This window comes from Salinisphaera orenii subsp. orenii MK-B5 (assembly GCF_003788635.1).
GTDB lineage: Bacteria > Pseudomonadota > Gammaproteobacteria > Nevskiales > Salinisphaeraceae > Salinisphaera > Salinisphaera orenii.
Genome location: NZ_AYKH01000012.1, coordinates 246,784 through 263,987, shown reverse-complemented (window position 1 = coordinate 263,987; position 17,204 = coordinate 246,784). Strand labels below are relative to the sequence as shown.

12 protein-coding genes are annotated in these 17,204 nt (G+C 66.1%); 10 read left to right on the top strand and 2 right to left on the bottom strand.

Translation table 11 applies throughout. From position 1 onward, the window contains the following. Positions 1–26: 26 nt before the first annotated feature. Complete coding sequence (locus SAOR_RS08085; protein WP_221179925.1) at positions 27–1,067, bottom strand: ferritin-like domain-containing protein; 1,041 nt, start codon at positions 1,065–1,067, stop codon at positions 27–29. A 541-nt stretch (positions 1,068–1,608) separates the two neighbouring features. Between SAOR_RS08085 and tkt the strand changes: the two genes are divergently transcribed. From tkt to SAOR_RS08055, 6 genes are all read left to right on the top strand, one after another. Then, positions 1,609–3,612: a transketolase gene (gene tkt / locus SAOR_RS08080; RefSeq protein ID WP_123630965.1), complete on the top strand. Its 2,004-nt coding sequence runs from the start codon at positions 1,609–1,611 to the stop codon at positions 3,610–3,612. 43 nt (positions 3,613–3,655) lie between these two features. Then, a complete protein-coding gene (gap, locus tag SAOR_RS08075) occupies positions 3,656–4,663 on the top strand; it encodes a type I glyceraldehyde-3-phosphate dehydrogenase (protein WP_123630964.1) in 1,008 nt (335 codons plus the stop codon). 36 nt (positions 4,664–4,699) lie between these two features. Beyond that, the gene (locus SAOR_RS08070; protein ID WP_123630963.1) at positions 4,700–5,890 is read left to right on the top strand and encodes a phosphoglycerate kinase; all 1,191 of its coding nucleotides are present in this window, start codon (positions 4,700–4,702) and stop codon (positions 5,888–5,890) included. A 71-nt stretch (positions 5,891–5,961) separates the two neighbouring features. Continuing rightward, complete coding sequence (locus tag SAOR_RS08065) at positions 5,962–6,807, top strand: AAA family ATPase (RefSeq protein ID WP_123630962.1); 846 nt, start codon at positions 5,962–5,964, stop codon at positions 6,805–6,807. Between the two features lie 43 nt (positions 6,808–6,850). After that, positions 6,851–8,029 (top strand): vWA domain-containing protein, encoded by a 1,179-nt coding sequence (locus SAOR_RS08060; protein ID WP_123630961.1) that lies wholly within the window; start codon positions 6,851–6,853, stop codon positions 8,027–8,029. Between the two features lie 75 nt (positions 8,030–8,104). Then, complete coding sequence (locus tag SAOR_RS08055; RefSeq protein ID WP_123630960.1) at positions 8,105–8,923, top strand: SanA/YdcF family protein; 819 nt, start codon at positions 8,105–8,107, stop codon at positions 8,921–8,923. Positions 8,924–9,205: 282 nt separating this feature from the next. Here the strand turns inward: SAOR_RS08055 and SAOR_RS08050 are convergent, their stop codons facing one another. After that, the gene (locus SAOR_RS08050) at positions 9,206–9,862 is read right to left on the bottom strand and encodes a TetR family transcriptional regulator (RefSeq protein WP_185015599.1); all 657 of its coding nucleotides are present in this window, start codon (positions 9,860–9,862) and stop codon (positions 9,206–9,208) included. A 124-nt stretch (positions 9,863–9,986) separates the two neighbouring features. On the opposite strand from SAOR_RS08050, the gene SAOR_RS08045 reads away from it, so the two are divergent. From SAOR_RS08045 to SAOR_RS08030, 4 genes are read left to right on the top strand one after another with little or no spacing between them, the layout of a single operon-like run. Continuing rightward, on the top strand, positions 9,987–11,336 hold the full coding sequence (locus tag SAOR_RS08045) for an efflux RND transporter periplasmic adaptor subunit (protein WP_185015598.1): 1,350 nt from the start codon (positions 9,987–9,989) through the stop codon (positions 11,334–11,336). A 2-nt stretch (positions 11,337–11,338) separates the two neighbouring features. Further along, positions 11,339–14,494 (top strand): efflux RND transporter permease subunit, encoded by a 3,156-nt coding sequence (locus SAOR_RS08040; RefSeq protein ID WP_123630957.1) that lies wholly within the window; start codon positions 11,339–11,341, stop codon positions 14,492–14,494. After that, the gene (locus SAOR_RS08035) at positions 14,472–16,040 is read left to right on the top strand and encodes an efflux transporter outer membrane subunit (RefSeq protein WP_123590983.1); all 1,569 of its coding nucleotides are present in this window, start codon (positions 14,472–14,474) and stop codon (positions 16,038–16,040) included. Before SAOR_RS08040 ends, SAOR_RS08035 begins: the two co-directional genes overlap by 23 nt. Before the next feature lie 30 nt (positions 16,041–16,070). Next, positions 16,071–17,204 carry an ABC transporter permease gene (locus SAOR_RS08030; protein WP_123590984.1) on the top strand — a complete coding sequence of 378 codons (1,134 nt, stop codon included), beginning with the start codon at positions 16,071–16,073 and terminating at the stop codon, positions 17,202–17,204.

Here is a 17,204-nt window from a genome sequence, read left to right as displayed (position 1 = left end):
AAGGGCCGGGCCGAACCGCGTCGATCCTAGTCGTCCGACGAGTCCACGGTGCCGAGCTGGTCGCCGCTGCGCGTGAGCGTGCCGTTCGTGCCGTTGGGGAAAAAGCCGCCCATGCCGGCTTCCTCGGGCGTGAGGTAGACGATGTTGTGGACCTGCTGCGGTGTGCGACTGAAGGCCAGACCGTTGCCGTCGGTGGGCACGATGTTCGTCGCGTTGTAGTCGTTGCCGTTGAGCGAGACGGTGGTGGTGGAGATGCCCTGGTCGATGTCGTCATCGCCGTCGAGGCTGTCGCGTGCGCCGGAGATCATGTTGATCACGTCCTCGACGGTCACGTTGCCCGCCACGGTCTCATCCATGCGGGCGGTGAGTACTGTGCGCACCAGCCCGGCGTGGTAGGCCTCGACGCCGAGCAGGCCTGCGGCGGCGGTGAGGAAATCGCGGTTGCGGATGAACTGCGCGCCGCCCTTGTAGGCGCTGACGCCGACGTCCTCGAAGATGAACGCGCCGATGAGGAAATTCAGCGGATTGGCGAACGGATCGAATTCGATGCCGAGCGCGGCCATGCCCGCGGCGTTGAAGGCGTCGGTGAAGTTGATGCGGGGCCGTGCGACCGCGCCGCCGCCGAGCGCACCGCGCAGGAACTGCACGTGATCGCGTTCGTCGGCCGCGATCTCGGCGGCATAGCGGCCGATCAGCGGTTCGCCGCTGAAATCGACCTGGCGGCCGCCCACGACATCGCCCGGCGTGCCGTTGCCGTCGATGCTGTCGTCGCCCAGACCCATGCCGGTGACCGCCCGCAGATAGAACTCCGCTTCGAGGTACTCGAGGTTCAGCGCGAAGTTCAGCACCGCCTGATCGCCGGGCCCGTCGATGACGACCGCGTCGTCCTCCTGGCCGATGGCGACGCCGTCGTGATCGTCGCTGCAGGCGGCCAGCAGCGAACTGCCGACCAGTCCGGCCGAGAACATGCCGGTGTTGGCCAGGAATCGGCGACGCGATGAACTGATCGGCCGCCCGGTCCGGGCGCTGATGATGTGTTTCGTGGCCTGGTCTGTCTCGTCGGTCATGACGACCCCCTCCGGATCTCGTGAGTGACGAGCCGCCGCCTGCCGCAGCGTTATCGAGTCGCGTCAGGCGTCGTGCACGTCGGGATATGCCAGTTGTCTGTCGGTGCTCTTGGTGTCCGCCGCTGCCCGGCTACCGCAGCCTGTGGTGTCAGGGGTGGGTAATCCGGATATCGGCTCGAATCGACGCTAGCACGAGCGCAAGGCGACCCACACGCGTTCGAACGCAGGCTTTTCAAGGCATCGATAACCCCGGTTATTCATTCCTCGGTTCATACAATGGGAAAAATATCCCAAATATTTGATAACGATTACTTTTATTTTTCGTTCGGCATTCGTTTGTCTTATCGTTTCGAGTGCATCGAAAACAAATTTAAATACATGATTCCGCAGGGTGTGGCGCGAGCGATGGCCGATCCGCGCCGGCGGCGATGCGCTCGAAACCCAATGGCCGCTCGGGTCGCGGACCGATCATTCATATTGCCGGGGGGCGCCCTTTGGTAGACAATGGCCGGCCTTTGTCAAGCTGCGCCGGAGGATAGCGATGCCCGCCCGTCGTGATCTCGCCAATGCCATCCGTATCCTGGCCATGGACGCCGTCCAGCAGGCCAACTCCGGCCATCCGGGCATGCCCATGGGCATGGCCGATATCGCCGAAGTGTTGTTCAACGACCATCTGCGGATGAATCCGGGCAACCCGGACTGGGTCGACCGCGATCGCTTCCTGCTGTCCAACGGCCACGGGTCGATGCTGCAGTACGCGGCGCTTCATCTGACCGGCTACGAGTTGTCACTGGACGACATCAAGCGCTTCCGCCAGCTCCATTCGAAGACGCCGGGGCATCCCGAGAATTTCATGACGCCCGGCGTGGAGACGACCACCGGGCCGCTCGGCCAGGGGCTGGCCAACGCCGTCGGTATGGCGCTCGCCGAGGCCGCGCTGGCGAGTCGTTTCAACAAGGGCGATGCGACGCTGGTCGATCACCACACCTGGTGTTTCGCGGGTGACGGCTGCTTGATGGAGGGCATATCGCACGAAGCCTGCTCGCTGGCCGGCACGCTCGGCCTGGGCAAGCTGATCGTGTTCTATGACGACAACGGCATCTCCATCGACGGCGAGACACGCGGCTGGTTCACCGAGGACGTGCCGGCCCGCTTCGAGGCCTATGGCTGGCAGGTGGTGCGCAAGGTCGACGGCCACGATCCGGAGGAGATCAACACCGCGATCGAGACGGCCAAGAAGGAGACGACGCGGCCGACGCTGATCTGCTGCCGCACGGTCATCGGCTGGGGCGCGCCCAGCATGCAGGGCACGGCCGGCGTGCACGGCGCGGCGCTGGGCGACGACGAGATCGCCGCCGCGCGCGCCGAGCTGGGCTGGTCCGACGAGACCCGCTTCGCGATCCCGGACGAGATCTACTCCGCCTGGGACAAGCGCCAGGCCGGCGCCGATGCCGAGCGCGACTGGCTGGCCACACACAAGACCTATGCCGAGAAATACCCCGAGGACGCGGCCGAGTTCTCGCGTCGGATGGCCGGTCAGATGCCGCGCAACTGGTCGGCGCTGTGCCGCGAGTTCATCGAACACACCCAGTCCGGCGGCAAGCGCACCGCCACCCGCAAGTCGTCGAAGGCCACCATCGGCGCCTATGCGGCCGGGCTGCCCGAACTGTTCGGCGGCTCGGCCGACCTGTCCGGCTCCAACGGCACGGATTTCGACGGCCACAAGCCGATCGCGGCGGGGGATTTCAGTGGCAACTATCTGTACTACGGCGTGCGCGAGTTCGCCATGACCGCCATCACCAACGGCATGAGCCTGCACGGCGGTTTCACGCCCTTCGGCGGTACGTTCCTGACCTTTTCCGACTACGCCCGCAACGCCGTGCGCATGGCCGCGCTCATGCGCTCGCGCAACATTCTGGTCTATACGCACGATTCCATCGGCCTCGGCGAGGACGGTCCGACGCACCAGGCCGTCGAGCATGTGGCCAGCCTGCGGCTGATCCCGAATCTGCACGTCTGGCGCCCGGGTGACGACGTCGAGGTCGCCGTGGCCTGGCAGGCCGCGATCGAGCGCGCCAACGGCCCCACCGCGCTCGCGCTCTCGCGCCAGGATGTCGATCACCAGGACCGCGATGCCGACCAGCTGGCCGCGATCGCACGCGGCGGCTATGTGCTGCGCGAGCCGGCCGACGCGGCCGAGGCACTGGTCATCGCCACCGGCTCGGAGCTCGAACTCGCGGTCACGGCGGCCCGGACGCTCGAGGGCGAGGGCATCGCCGTTCGCGTGGTGTCCATGCCGTGCCTGGAGCTGTTCAACGCCCAGAGCGCGGCGTATCGCGCCTCGGTGCTGCCGGCGGAGGTCACCGCGCGGGTGGCCGTCGAGGCCGGCGTGTCCGATCCCTGGTATCGGCTCGTGGGCGCCAACGGGCGCGTGATCGGCGTGGACGATTTCGGTGCCTCGGCCCCCGGGGACGAGGTCTACAGACACTTCGGCCTGACCGCGGATGCGGTGGCCGAAGCGCTTCGCGAGCAGGTCCGGGGCTAGCGCCCGGGCCATTCTTTAATCCTGTTCCAGTCCAGAGGTGAATATGGCAGTCAAAGTCGGGATCAACGGTTACGGTCGCATCGGGCGCAACGTGCTGCGTGCGCTTTATGAAGGCGCGCACCAGAACGACATGGAGATCGTGGCGATCAACGATCTCGGGGATGCGAGCACCAACGCCCATCTGACCCAGTACGACACCGCGCACGGCCGCTTTCCGGGCGAAGTCTCGGTCGAGGGCGATGACCTCGTGATCGACGGCCACCGGATCAAGGTGCTGGCCGAGCGCAATCCGGCCGATCTGCCCTGGGGCGATCTCGGCGTGGACATCGTGCTCGAGTGCACCGGCCTGTTCGCCAGCGAGGAGAAGGCCAGCGCCCATCTGAAGGGCGGCGCGAAGAAGGTGCTGATCTCGGCGCCGGCCGGCGACATCAAGACCATCGTCTACGGCGTCAACCACGCGTCGATCGACGCGAACGACAAGGTCATCTCCAACGCCTCCTGCACGACCAATTGCCTGGCGCCGCTGGTCAAGCCGCTGCACGACGCCTTCGGGCTCGAGTATGGGCTGATGAACACGATCCACTCGTACACCAACGACCAAGTGCTGTCGGACGTCTATCACAAGGATCTGCGTCGGGCCCGCAGTGCGACTCAGAACATGATCCCGACCCAGACCGGCGCGGCCAAGGCGGTGGGCCTGGTGCTGCCCGAGCTCAACGGCAAGCTCGACGGCTTCGCCGTGCGCGTGCCCACGATCAACGTCTCGTTCGTGGACCTGACCGCCCAGGTGTCGAAGGAGACCTCGGTCGACGAGGTCAACGCCGTGTTGAAGCAGGCCGCCGAAGGGCCGCTCAAGGGCGTGCTCGCCTACAGCGAGGCGGAGCTCGTCTCCCAGGACTTCAACCACACCACGGTGTCCTCGACGGTGGATGCGCCGCTGACCAAGGTCGCCGGCGGCAAGCTGATCAAGGTCTGCTCGTGGTACGACAACGAGTGGGGCTTTTCCAATCGCATGCTCGACACCGCGCTGGCGCTGGCCAAGGCCGGCTAGAACGGACGTACAACAACAATGACCGAGGAAAGCGACATGGCTGCGATGCTGAAGATGGAAGACGTGGATCTTCGCGGCAAGCGGGTGCTGATCCGGCAGGATCTCAACGTCCCGTTTGTGGGCGGCGAGGTCAGTTCCGCCGGCCGTCTCAAGGCGTCCGTACCCACGCTCAAGGCCGCGCTGGCCGCGGGCGCGCGGGTCATGGTCATGTCGCACCTCGGGCGTCCGAAGGAGGGCGAGCCGGACAGCGAGCACAGCCTCGCACCGGTGGCGGAGTATCTCTCCGAGCTGCTGCGCCAGGAGGTGCGTCTGGTCGGTGACTGGCTCGACGGCGTGGACGTCGGCGAGGGCGAGATCGTCATGTGCGAGAACGTCCGCTTCAACGTCGGCGAGAAGGCCAACGACGAGACCCTGTCGCGACGGATGGCGGCACTCTGCGATGTCTTCGTGATGGACGCGTTCGGCACGGCGCACCGGGCCCAGGCCTCGACCGAGGGCGTGGCCCGCTACGCCCCGGTGGCCTGTGCCGGGCCGCTGCTCGCGGCCGAAGTGGAGTCGCTGCGGGCCGCGATGCTCGATCCGAAGCGCCCGCTGGTGGTGATCGTCGGCGGCTCCAAGGTATCGAGCAAGCTCGAGCTGCTGGAGAGCCTGGCCAATGTCGCCGATCAGCTGATCGTGGGCGGCGGCATCGCCAACACCTTCCTGGCCGCCGAAGGCTACGACGTCGGTGCGTCGCTGCACGAACCCGATCTCGTGGGCGCGGCGCGCCTGATCAATCGCGAGATCCAGTCGCGGGGTGGCAACATCCCGCTGCCGGTGGACGTGGTGGCCGCGACCGAGCTTTCCCCGGAGGCGCATCCGGAGGTGCGCCCGGTCGGCGAACTCGAGTCCGACGAGATGATTCTCGATGTCGGGCCGAAGACCCGGGATGCCTTCGCCGATATCCTGGTCAACGCCGCAACCATCGTCTGGAACGGGCCGGTCGGGGTGTTCGAGATCGATCAGTTCGGTGGCGGCACCCACGTGCTGGCCCGGGCGATCGCCCGCAGTTCGGCCTTTTCGATCGCCGGCGGCGGCGATACGCTGGCCGCGATCGAGAAATACCGGATCGAGGATCAGGTATCCTATATCTCGACCGGCGGCGGCGCGTTCCTCGAGTTTCTCGAGGGCAAGACGCTGCCGGCCATCGCCGTTCTCGAGGAGCGGGCCCGCGAGTTCACCGGCTGAGACGACGTCTTCGGCGCGTCGGTGCCGGTGGGACGGTCGGGCCCGCATGTTTTTCGACAATCGTCAGGCCTATGACTACGCAATTCACCGGTACCGAGCGCTACGTCGCCACGGATGATCTCAAGCTCGCCGTCAACGCCGCGGCCACGCTGGCCCGTCCGCTGCTGATCAAGGGGGAGCCGGGTACCGGCAAGACCCTGCTCGCCGAGGAAGTGGCGGCCGCGCTCGACAAGCCCTTCTACCAGTGGCACATCAAGTCGACGACCAAGGCGCAGCAGGGCCTGTACGAGTATGACGCGGTCTCGCGCCTGCGCGATTCGCAGCTCGGTGACGAGAAGGTCCACGACATCGCCAACTACATCGTGCCCGGGCCGCTGTGGGAATGCTTCACCTGCGACACCCAGCCGGTGCTGCTGATCGACGAGATCGACAAGGCCGATATCGAGTTCCCCAACGATCTGCTGCGCGAGATCGACCGCATGGCCTTCGACGTCTACGAGACGCACCAGACGATCGAAGCCACCCATCGGCCGATCATCATCATCACTTCGAACAACGAGAAGGAACTGCCGGACGCCTTCCTGCGCCGCTGTTTCTTCCACTTCATCGCGTTTCCGGACAAGGACACGATGCGCGAGATCGTCGACGTGCACTTTCCGGACATCAAGAAGAATCTGCTCGCCGACGCCCTGGACCTGTTCTTCGACGTGCGCGAGGTGCCCGGCATCAAGAAGAAGCCCTCGACCTCCGAGCTGCTGGACTGGCTCAAGCTGCTGCTGGCCGAGGATATCCCGGCCGAGGCGCTGCACAGCCGGAATGCCAAGGACGCCCTGCCGCCGCTGCACGGCGCGCTGCTCAAGAACGAGCAGGACGTGCACCTTTTCGAGCGGCTCGCGTTCATGACCCGGCGCGGCTAGTCGGCCGCGTCATCGCTTCTCCGTCTGCCGCACGGCGTCCGCCATGCTGATCGAATTCTTCTACGAACTGCGCGAGGCCGGCCTCAAGCCGTCGGTCACCGAATACATGACCCTGCTCGAGGCGCTGGAGCAGCACGTCGGCGGCATGAGCGTGGAGAACTTCTACTATCTCTCGCGCGCGACGCTGATCAAGGACGAGACCAAGTTCGACCGTTTCGACCAGGTCTTCGGCCATTACTTCGACGGTATCCAGGCTGCCACCGAGGACCTGACCACCGATATCCCGGACGAATGGCTCGAGAAGATGAAGCAGCTCGAGCTCTCCGACGAGCAGAAGGCCCAGATCGAAGCCATGGGCGGCTGGGACAAGCTCATGGAAACGCTCAGGAAGCGCCTCGAAGAGCAGGGCGAGCGTCACGAAGGCGGCAGCAAGTGGATCGGCACGGCGGGTACGTCGCCGTTCGGTGCCTATGGCTTCAACCCCGAAGGCATCCGCATCGGTCAGGACGGCTCGCGCCATCGGCGTGCGGTCAAGGTCTGGGACAAGCGCGAATTCGCGAACCTGGACGGCAGTCAGGAGATCGGCACCCGCAACATCAAGATGGCGCTGCGCAAGCTGCGTCGCTTCGCCCGCGAAGGGGCGGACGAAGAGCTCGATATGGACCGCACCATCCGGGCGACGGCCAAGAACGCGGGCCATCTCGATCTGCACATGCGGCCGGAGCGCCACAACGCCGTCAAGCTGTTGATCTTCTTCGACGTCGGCGGATCGATGGACGATCACGTGGCGACCTGCGAGAGCCTGTTCTCGGCCGCGCGCGCCGAGTTCAAGCATCTGGAATACTTCTACTTCCACAACTTCCCCTACGAGGGCATGTGGCGCGACAACCGGCGTCGCCGCAGCGAGGTCTTTCCGACCTGGGACATCTGTCACACCTATCCCGACGACTACAAGGCGATCTTCGTGGGTGACGCGACCATGAGTCCCTACGAGATCGCCTACCCCGGCGGCTCGGTGGAGCACTGGAACGCCGAAGCCGGCGCCGTCTGGCTCGATCGGCTGCTGCAGAGTTTTCCGGACGCGGTGTGGTTGAACCCGGAGCCCGAGCAGCGCTGGGACTACACCCCCTCGATCCAGATGACGCGCGAGCTCATGGCCGATCGCATGTATCCAATGACGCTCGACGGCCTCGACGCGGCGATCGCGCAGCTGGCCGACTGAATCGCGCCGGGGGTTTTTTCGCGACCGGGCTGGTAGGATTTCGTCCGCGCTGGCTTCACGCCGATTTCGAGGTCCATGGCTGACAATTCCGCTATGTCCGCGGGCGCGGGACGGCCGTCGTGGGCCGGGCGCGCGAATGCCGCGCGGCTCGTTCGCGGCGCGTTGACCGCGCTCGGCTGCAGCCTGCTGACGATGCTGGCGATCAATGGCTGGGTGGTCGGCGCGACGCGTGATCGTCTGATCGACGACATCGGCCGGCTGGCTACGCACGATGTGGGCGTGGTGCTGGGCACCAGCCCCTACACCCGCTCCGGCAACCGCAACCTGCTTTTCCGGCACCGCATGCTGGCCGCCGCGGAGCTTTACGCGGCCGGCAAGGTGCGGCACCTGCTGGTCTCGGGTGCCAATCCCGACCGGACCTACAACGAGCCGCGCAAGATGTACCAGGCGCTGCGGCGTCTCGGCGTGCCGGACGCGGCGATCACGCTCGACTTCGCCGGATTTCGTACGCTGGATTCAATACTGCGTGCGAATCGCATCTTCGGGCTCGATCGGTTCGTGGTGATTTCGCAGCGTTTCCATGCCTACCGGGCGCTGTTCATAGCCCGTCACCAGGGTCTCGACGCCGTGGCCTACATTCGGCCGGAGGAGGACCGACGCCAGCCGCTGCGCACCGAGGCGCGCGAATACCTGGCACGGGTCAAGGCGGTCGCGGATCTGTTCGTGCTGTTCACGCGACCCCGTTTCTACGGTGTACCGAGGCCCATTCATCTCGATCGTCCCGAGCGGGTGCCCGCGAAGCCGTGGTTGCCGCCCTGGCTCGCGGCACGGCAACGCCCCGTGGCCAGGGTGCCGCTTCGCGCCACGGTGCCGATCACCTTCGATCGGTTGTGATCCCGGACGACCTCCGATCGGGCCCCTGAGCGCCGATCATCGGCTGCTGCGTCGGCATCGCCGTCATTCGGGCCCGCATGGCAGCGCGTTAGCGCCGCGCCTGCGCATTGCTACTGGCCCGGGTGGACGGGCGCCGGTCGATCCGAAACGTCAGGCACGCGTCGTGGCGACCGGGGCGGATCGTTTTCCGGAATCATGCGTGCCTCTCCGAATGCGCCGCGGGCATGGCCCAGGCGAGCAACAGGGCACGGATGCGCGCCGATTCTCCAGGAGTCGTGCGGTTCAATCCGCGGCCAGGTCGGAGCATGGTGTGATCACGGTCGTATCGAACAGGCCGAAGAGTACGCTGTCCACGATCGCATCCCAGTCGCGGTCGACCTCGTAGAGTCCCGGATGACGCAGCGTGCATTCATAATTGCCGCACATGAACGCCATCAGCACGTCGGTGGCGGCGTCGACGGTCAGCCCGGAGCGCAGCTGGCCGAGACGCTCTACCTCACGGCAGAGCGACAGCAGCACCTCGCGCGATTCCTCGAACATCGCCGAGAGCAGGGCCTCGGCCGGATGGCCCTGGGCGGTGATCTCGCAGCGATGCAGAATGATGTGGCAGACGCGCCGATGCTTCTGATCGCCGGCGAGCCGATGGAGGCCGTGCAGCAGCATCTCCCGGAGCAGCCGCAGCGGCTCGTCGCCGGGGATGTGCTGGCTCAGACATTGACGCAGGTCCCGCAGCGGCAGCGCCGTGCGCGAGATCATCGCCTGCAGCAGGGCGCTCTTGTCCGAAAAATGCCAGTAAATGGCACCGCGCGTGACCGCGGCGCGCTTGGCGATGCGCTCGAGCGAGGTCTGCGACACGCCGCGCGCCTCCATCTCGACTTCGGCGGCGTCGAGAATGCGTTCGCGCGTCTGCGCCGATTCGCTCTTGGTCTTGCGTGCCATGGCTCCGTCATCCGCGGCTGTTAATGCACACAGGATAGCGCAGAACCCTCTTACATACATACGCGAATGTATGTATCATGCCGTGCTATCGTCACCAGCTCCTGCGGATCGGGGTCTCTTTATCATGCACGATTTTCTGTCGATGCCTGCGGGGCGGGCACGGTTCCTGCGTCTTGCCGGGGCCGCCATGGTTGCTCTGGGCCTTGCGGCCTGCGGCGGTGAGGAGTCGCAGGCCCAGCAGGGCGGCGGCCAGCAACAGCGGCCGCCGATACCCGTGGACGTGATGAGCGTCGACCCGCACCGCGTCAGCGTATTCTCCGAATACCCCGGCCGCGTCGAGGGGCAGCGTACGGTCCAGGTGTTGGCCCGCGTCGAGGGCGTGCTGCTGGAGCGGCACTACACGGAGGGGCAGATCGTCGAGAAGGGTGACCTGCTCTACAACATCGATCCCAAGCCGTTCCAGGCGACCGTGAATCAGCGCAAGGCCGAACTCGGCAGCGCCCGGGCGAGCCTGAACCAGGCCCAGCGCCAGTGGTCGCGCACGCGCCAGCTGTACGAGGCGGATGCGATCAGCGAAGCGGAGCGCGATCAGGCACTCTCCGAGCTCGAGACTGCGCGCGCTGCGGTCGATCAGGCCCAGGCCAATCTGGACAGCGCCGAGATCGATCTCGGCTACACCACGGTGAACGCGCCGCTGACCGGTGTGACCAGCCTGCGCGAGATCGACGAGGGCGCGCTGGTCTCCAACGGTACGCGCCTGACCACGATCACGCAGCTCGACCCCGTCAAGGTGCTGTTCGCGCTGCCCGAGAATGATGCCATTGCACGGGGCAAAGCGCTCTCGGCAATGGGTGACGAGACCACCAACGACAAGACCCGGGAGGCCACGATCATCCTGCCCGATGGTTCGGAGTTCCCGGTCAAGGGCGTCGTCGACTTCACGCAGAGCACCATCAATCCGGACACCGGCACGGTGCAGCTGCGCGCTACGGTGGACAACCCCGACAACGGTCTCATGCCCGGACGCTACGTGCGCGCCCGCATTCGCCTGGAAACGCGCGAGAACGGCATCGTGGTGCCCGAACAGGCCGTGTCCGACGGCAATCAGGGCACTCAGGTCTATGTCGTCGCCGACGGCAAGGCGAAGGCCGTGGACGTCGATCTCGGGCCGACGGTCGAGGAAGGCCGGCTCATCAACGACGGGCTGTCCGCGGGGGATCGGGTTATCACGTCCGGGCTCGGCCAGGTCACTCCGGATGCGCCGGTCAAGGTCAAGTCTGACGGCTCGGGCGGCAGCGAAGAGGGCACGCGGGGCGGTGGCGGCGGTTCAGGCATGGGCCGCGCCGGCTCGGAAGACGATGACGGCGGGCTGGCGGCGGCCGACCTGCCGGCGCTGCGTCTGACCCCGCGTGAGCCGCTGACCGCGGTCGTGCATGACGATACCTATGCCGTGAACGGCCAGCGGAACCGCTAACCATGATCTCGCGTTTCTTCATTCACCGGCCGGTCTTCTCGACCGTCCTGTCGATCATCATCACACTGGCGGGCCTGCTGGCCATGCAGGGGCTGCCGATCTCGCAGTATCCGGATGTCGTGCCACCCGAAGTAGTGGTGCAGGCGAACTATCCCGGCGCCAGCGCCGAGGACATCGCCGAGACCGTGGCGGCGCCGCTCGAACAGGAGATCAACGGCGTCCAGGACATGCTCTACATGACCTCGACGTCCTCGGACGCGGGCACGCTTCAGATTTCGGTGACGTTCGCTATCGGCACCGATCCCGATCAGAACACCATCAACGTCAACAATCGCGTCCAGGCGGCCACCTCGCAGCTGCCGCAGACGGTGCGCGATACCGGTGTGCAGGTGAACAAGCGTTCGAGCAACATCCTGACCGTGCTCACGCTGTTTTCGCCGAATCAGAGCTACGACACCACTTACATCAGCAACTACGCGCTGATCAACGTCATTGACCAGCTCAAGCGCGTCGAGGGTGTAGGTGATGCGCGTCTGTTCGGCAGCCAGGACTACTCGATGCGGATCTGGCTGGATCCGAACAAGATGGCCCGCTATGAGCTCACACCGACCGACGTGCAGTCGGCGCTGCGTGAGCAGAACTCGCAGTTCGCGGCCGGCAGCTTCGGCAGCATGCCCAATCCGAACGAGATCGAGTTCACCTACACCGCGAGCACGGAAGGTCGTTTCTCCACGCCGGAGCAGTTCGAGCAGATCATCCTGCGCAGCCAGGAAAACGGCCAGATTCTGCGTCTCGAGGACGTCGCGCGCGTCGAGCTCGGCGCGCAGAGCTACGGCACGAGCGGCTCGTTCTCGGGGAACCCGGCGGTACCGTTCGCCGTCTATCTCTCACCCGGAGCGAACTCACTGGCCACCGTCGAGCGTATCCGTACGCGGATGGAAGAGCTCGGGGCCAATCTGCCCGACGGACTCGAGTACGAGATCCCGTTCGACACCACGAAGTTTGTCGACGCCTCGATCAAGGACGTGGAGCACACCTTCATCGAGGCGATCATCCTCGTCGTGCTGGTGGTGTTCCTGTTCCTGCAGAACTGGCGGGCCACGCTGATACCGCTGCTGGCGATACCGGTGTCGGTGATCGGCACCTTCGCGGGTATGTTCGCCCTCGGTTTCTCGATCAACCTGCTGACGCTGTTCGGACTCATTCTCGCCATCGGCATCGTGGTCGACGACGCGATCATCGTGATTGAGAACGTCGAACGCATCATGACCGAGGAGGGCAAGCCGCCCAAGGAGGCCGCCCTCAAGGCCATGGAGGAGGTCAGCGGCCCCGTCATCGCCGTGGTGCTGGTGCTGTCCGCGGTGTTCGTGCCGGTGGGCTTTCTCGGCGGCCTGTCCGGTCAGATGTATCGGCAGTTCGCGATCACCATCGCCGTGTCCGTGGGCATCTCCGGTCTGGTCGCCCTGACGCTGACGCCGGCGTTGTGTGCGGTCTTCCTCAAGCCGCGCGAGAAGCAGCCGAACTGGTTCTTCCGCAAGTTCAACGCCATGTTCGACAAGGCGACCGGCGCCTATCTCTGGGGCGTGGATCTGCTCCTGCGCCGGGTGGTGCTGGGCCTGATACTGTTCGTCGGCGTGCTCGCCGCGACCTGGTTCGTCTCCCAGCAGGTTCCGGGTGGCTTGGTGCCTCAAGAAGATCAGGGCTATATCTTCACCACCTACAAGCTGCCGCCGGCGGCCTCGCTGCAGCGCACCGAGGAAGTCCGGGCCGACGTCATCGAAAAGAGCATGGAAGCCATGCCCGCAGTGGCGGACGTGGTCGGCGTGGCCGGTTACGATTTCCTGGCCAGCGCACGGCGGACCTACGCCGGCATCGCCTTTCTGACGCTCAAGGACTGGGATGAACGAACCGGCGAGGGCCAGGACTCCTTCTCGCTCGTCCAGCGGGAGATGGCGATCGGCGCGCAGATCCCCGAGGCGCAGATCATCGCCTTCAATCCGCCGCCCATCATCGGCCTGTCGACGACAGGGGGCTTCGAGGGCTATCTGCAGAGCCTGACCGGCGCGGATTTCAACGAGATCCGGGAGGCGGCCGGCAAGGTCGTGGCCGAGGCCAACCAGCGGCCGGAGCTGTCTCAGGTGCGTACGACCCTGACCACCGACGTGCCGCGCTATCGTCTCGACGTGGACCGCGAGAAGGCCAAGTCGCTGGGCGTACCGATCGATCAGCTGTTCGCCACGTTGCAGGCGACGTTCGGCTCGCTGTATGTCAATCAGTTCACGTATCTGGGTCGCAACTGGCAGGTCAACATCCAGTCGGATGCCGACTATCGCGAGAAGCCGGAGGATCTGGCCGACGTGTTCGTGCGTTCGGAGAGCACCGGCGAGATGATTCCGGTCAGTTCGCTGGTGAGCACCGAGCGCACGCTGGCGGCCGACGTGGTCCAGCGGTTCAATATCTTCCCGGCGGCCAAGATCATGGGCTCGCCCGCGCCCGGCTTCAGTTCGGGGCAGGCGAATCAGGCGATTCAACAGGTCGTGGCCGATGTGCTTGACAGCAGCGACTACCAGTTGAGTTTCACCGGCACGGCCTATCAGGAAGAGACGGCCGCGGGCTCGGGCGGCATTGCGGTGCTGTTCGGCATGCTCATGGTCTTCCTGATTCTGGCGGCGCAGTATGAGAAATGGACGCTGCCGCTCGCGGTCATCACGGCGGTGCCGTTCGCCGCGCTCGGCGCGTTCGTGGCCGTTTGGCTGCGCGGCGTCGAGAACAACCTCTATTTCTCGGTGGGTCTGCTCGTGCTGATTGGCCTGTCGGCGAAGAATGCGATTCTGATCGTGGAGTTTGCGGTCATCGGCCGCGAACAGGGCAAGACCCCCGCGGCCGCGGCGTATGAGGCGGCGAAGCTGCGTTTCCGGCCGATCGTGATGACGTCGCTGGCGTTCACTCTGGGCTGTGTGCCGCTGGCGCTGGCTTCGGGTGCGTCGGCCAACAGCCGCGTCGCCATCGGCACCGCGGTGATCGGCGGTATGCTGGCGGCGACGTTCTTCGCCATCCTCTTCGTGCCGTTGTTCTACGATCTCGTCGAGCGCGGTTCCAGTAAAGTCAGTCGCTTGCTGGGCGGCAAGAAAAGCCATGAGCACCAAAACGATGCGTAAGTTCGCGCTGTTGATCGCGGTGGCGGGCCTGTCGGCCTGCACCGTCGGACCGGACTATGAGCGTCCGGATCTCGAACTGCCGGAGTCGGCGCTCGACGCCACCCTGCTCGGCGACGCCCAGGAGGACGCGATGGCGTACTGGTGGACGCGCTACCGCGACCCGGTGCTCAACGAGCTCATCGACAAGGCGCTGGACGACAATCTCGACATCGCACTGCAGGCGTCGCGGCTGCGTGAGGCGCGGGCCCAGCTCGGGCTGGCCGAGGCCGACCTGTTCCCGACTATCGAGGGCCAGGCCCAGGCCGCCCGCGAAAAGGCCAGTCTGGCCACGTCGGGTGGGGGTGGCTCGTCGGCGAGCGGGTCGAGTGGCGGTTCAGGATCCGCCTCGGCCGGCGGCCGGCGCTACGACTACTACTCAGTGGCCGCCACGCTCAGCTACGAGCTCGACGTCTTCGGCGGGCTGCGCCGTGCCAGCGAATCGGCCCGCGCACAGCTGCTGTCTTCGGCCTACACCAAGGACTCGATCCGTCTCGGCGTGGTCAGCGACGTTGCGACGAACTATATGTCGCTGCGCGCGCTGGAGCGCCAGATCCGCGTGACCCGCGAGACCATCCAGACGCGTGAGCGCGGTCTGGAGCTCGATCAGCAGCGCTACGATCTGGGCGCCATCGACAAGCTGACCCTGCTGCAGACACGCTCGCTTCTGGAAAGCGCGCGCGCTCAGCTGGCGCCGCTGCAGCGACAGGCCAGCGAACTGCGTTCGTCGCTGGCCATCCTCACCGGCCAGTCGCCACGCGAGATCATGCAGGATGCCGATATCGAACCGGGCAGCTTCGAGGATGTTCACCTGCCGGACGAGCTGCCGGTGGTCATGCCGTCGCTGCTGGTCGAGCGCCGGCCGGACGTGCGCGCGGCCGAAGCCTCGCTGATCGCGGCCAACGCCAACGTGGGCGTGGCCAAGGCCCGCTTCTTCCCGACCTTCAACCTGTCGGCAATGATCGGTACCGAAGCGCTGGATATCGACAATCTCTTCGAGCCGATCGCCGAGACCCAGAGTGTGTCCGGCGCCATCACCGCGCCGATCCTCGACTTCGGCCGGCGCCAGGCCAACTACGATACTGCGCTGGCCCAGCGCCAACAGGCCGAGATCCAGTACCGCCAGACGCTGCGCCAGGCATTCGCCGAGACCCGCGATGCCCTGGTCGCGATCAATCTGACCAACGAGAGGCTCGAGGCGGTTCAGCGTCAGGTCGCGGCCTATCGCGAGACGCTGGAGCTGGCCCAGATCCGCTATGACGTCGGGCGCACGGCCTATTTCGACGTGCTCGACGCCCAGCGTCAGCTGTTCTCCAGCCAGCTCGACCTGGCCGAGGCGATCCGCGATCGCTTCACCGCCACCGCCAATCTTTTCAAGGCGCTCGGCGGCGGCTGGACCGAGAACAGCGACTCGCTGACTGCCGGCATGGAAGCGACGCGGGATGTCTACGCACCGGACCCCGAATCGGAGTACGGGGATCAGACGACGTCCGAAGCCGTGTCAGAATAACGGCGACCTCTCGAGACTTCGTGGGAACGCGTGCCGCTAGCCGCTGCTGACGACAGCGCGCTCTATCGTATCGAGCGCGAATCCGATACGTCGGTGCTCCGCCTGTCCGGCGACTGGGGCCGGGCGCATCGGCTGCCGACATCCGAGGCGCTGGCGGCGGCGCTGACTCGGGACGGCGCCGTGCGCGTGGTCATCGACGGCGGCGAGCTGACCCGCGCCCATCCGCGGGTCGCGGCGGTGGTCCATGCGCTCCAGCAGCGCCTGGACCGGCGCGACGTCGACAGCCGGACCCGGGCGTTGCCCGAGAGCATCCGCTCCCTGATGACGCTCGCACGCCCGGCACCGCAGACGGCTTCGGTGGGGCGTGGGCCACGCTGGATCACGCGTCTGGGCGCGCGCGGGCGCGGCCAGTTCGACGCCGTGCTGCTGGTCGCCCGGCTGGTGGGCAACGCCGCGGCCGCAACCCCGCGACTCGCGCTCGGTCGGGCCCAGGCGCGCTGGCCGGATTTCGTCGCGCTCGTGCGCGAGACCGGGGCGGCATCGCTGCCCGTGGTCACGGTCGTCAATCTGCTCATCGGCGCGGTGCTGGGCTTCGTCGGCGCCGTGCAGCTCAACGCCTTCGGCGCCGGGCTGTACCTCGCCGATCTCGTGGGCATCGCGGTCGCGCGCGAGATGGCCGCGATCATGACGGCCTTCATCATGGCCGGGCGGGTCGGGGCGACCTTCGCCGCGCATCTGGCGACGATGGAGGCCAACGAGGAGATCGATGCCCTGCGCATGATCGGCGTCGCCCCGTTCGAGTATCTGGTGCTGCCGCGGCTGGCCGCGCTCACGCTGATGATGCCGCTGCTGTTTCTATATGCGGCGACGCTGGGCATCGTCGGCGGTATGATCGTCGGCGATCTCGTGCTCAACACCTCGCCGATGAGTTTTCTGGGGCGTCTGGAGGACGCGGTCGCCGCGCGCCATTTCGTGATCGGCTTCGTCAAGGCGGTTTGTTTCGGCGTGCTCATCGCGCTGGCCAGCTGCCACATGGGCATGCGCGCGGGCCGCAACGCGGCCGAGGTCGGGCGCGCGGCGACCCGTACGGTGGTGGTGTCGATCATCGGCATCATCGTGATCGACGCGATCTTCGCGTTGTGCACGAATGCGCTGGGCGTCTGA

What these genes read in the sequence shown, in the direction of transcription:
- SAOR_RS08070 (WP_123630963.1), top strand. Translation starts at nt 4,700, where the DNA reads ATGGCTGCGATGCTGAAGATGGAAGACGTGGATCTTCGCGGCAAGCGG.
- SAOR_RS08065 (WP_123630962.1), top strand. Translation starts at nt 5,962, where the DNA reads ATGACTACGCAATTCACCGGTACCGAGCGCTACGTCGCCACGGATGAT.
- gap (WP_123630964.1), top strand. Translation starts at nt 3,656, where the DNA reads ATGGCAGTCAAAGTCGGGATCAACGGTTACGGTCGCATCGGGCGCAAC.
- tkt (WP_123630965.1), top strand. Translation starts at nt 1,609, where the DNA reads ATGCCCGCCCGTCGTGATCTCGCCAATGCCATCCGTATCCTGGCCATG.
- SAOR_RS08035 (WP_123590983.1), top strand. Translation starts at nt 14,472, where the DNA reads ATGAGCACCAAAACGATGCGTAAGTTCGCGCTGTTGATCGCGGTGGCG.
- SAOR_RS08060 (WP_123630961.1), top strand. Translation starts at nt 6,851, where the DNA reads ATGCTGATCGAATTCTTCTACGAACTGCGCGAGGCCGGCCTCAAGCCG.
- SAOR_RS08045 (WP_185015598.1), top strand. Translation starts at nt 9,987, where the DNA reads ATGCACGATTTTCTGTCGATGCCTGCGGGGCGGGCACGGTTCCTGCGT.
- SAOR_RS08055 (WP_123630960.1), top strand. Translation starts at nt 8,105, where the DNA reads ATGGCTGACAATTCCGCTATGTCCGCGGGCGCGGGACGGCCGTCGTGG.
- SAOR_RS08040 (WP_123630957.1), top strand. Translation starts at nt 11,339, where the DNA reads ATGATCTCGCGTTTCTTCATTCACCGGCCGGTCTTCTCGACCGTCCTG.
- SAOR_RS08050 (WP_185015599.1), bottom strand. Translation starts at nt 9,862, where the DNA reads ATGGCACGCAAGACCAAGAGCGAATCGGCGCAGACGCGCGAACGCATT.
- SAOR_RS08085 (WP_221179925.1), bottom strand. Translation starts at nt 1,067, where the DNA reads ATGACCGACGAGACAGACCAGGCCACGAAACACATCATCAGCGCCCGG.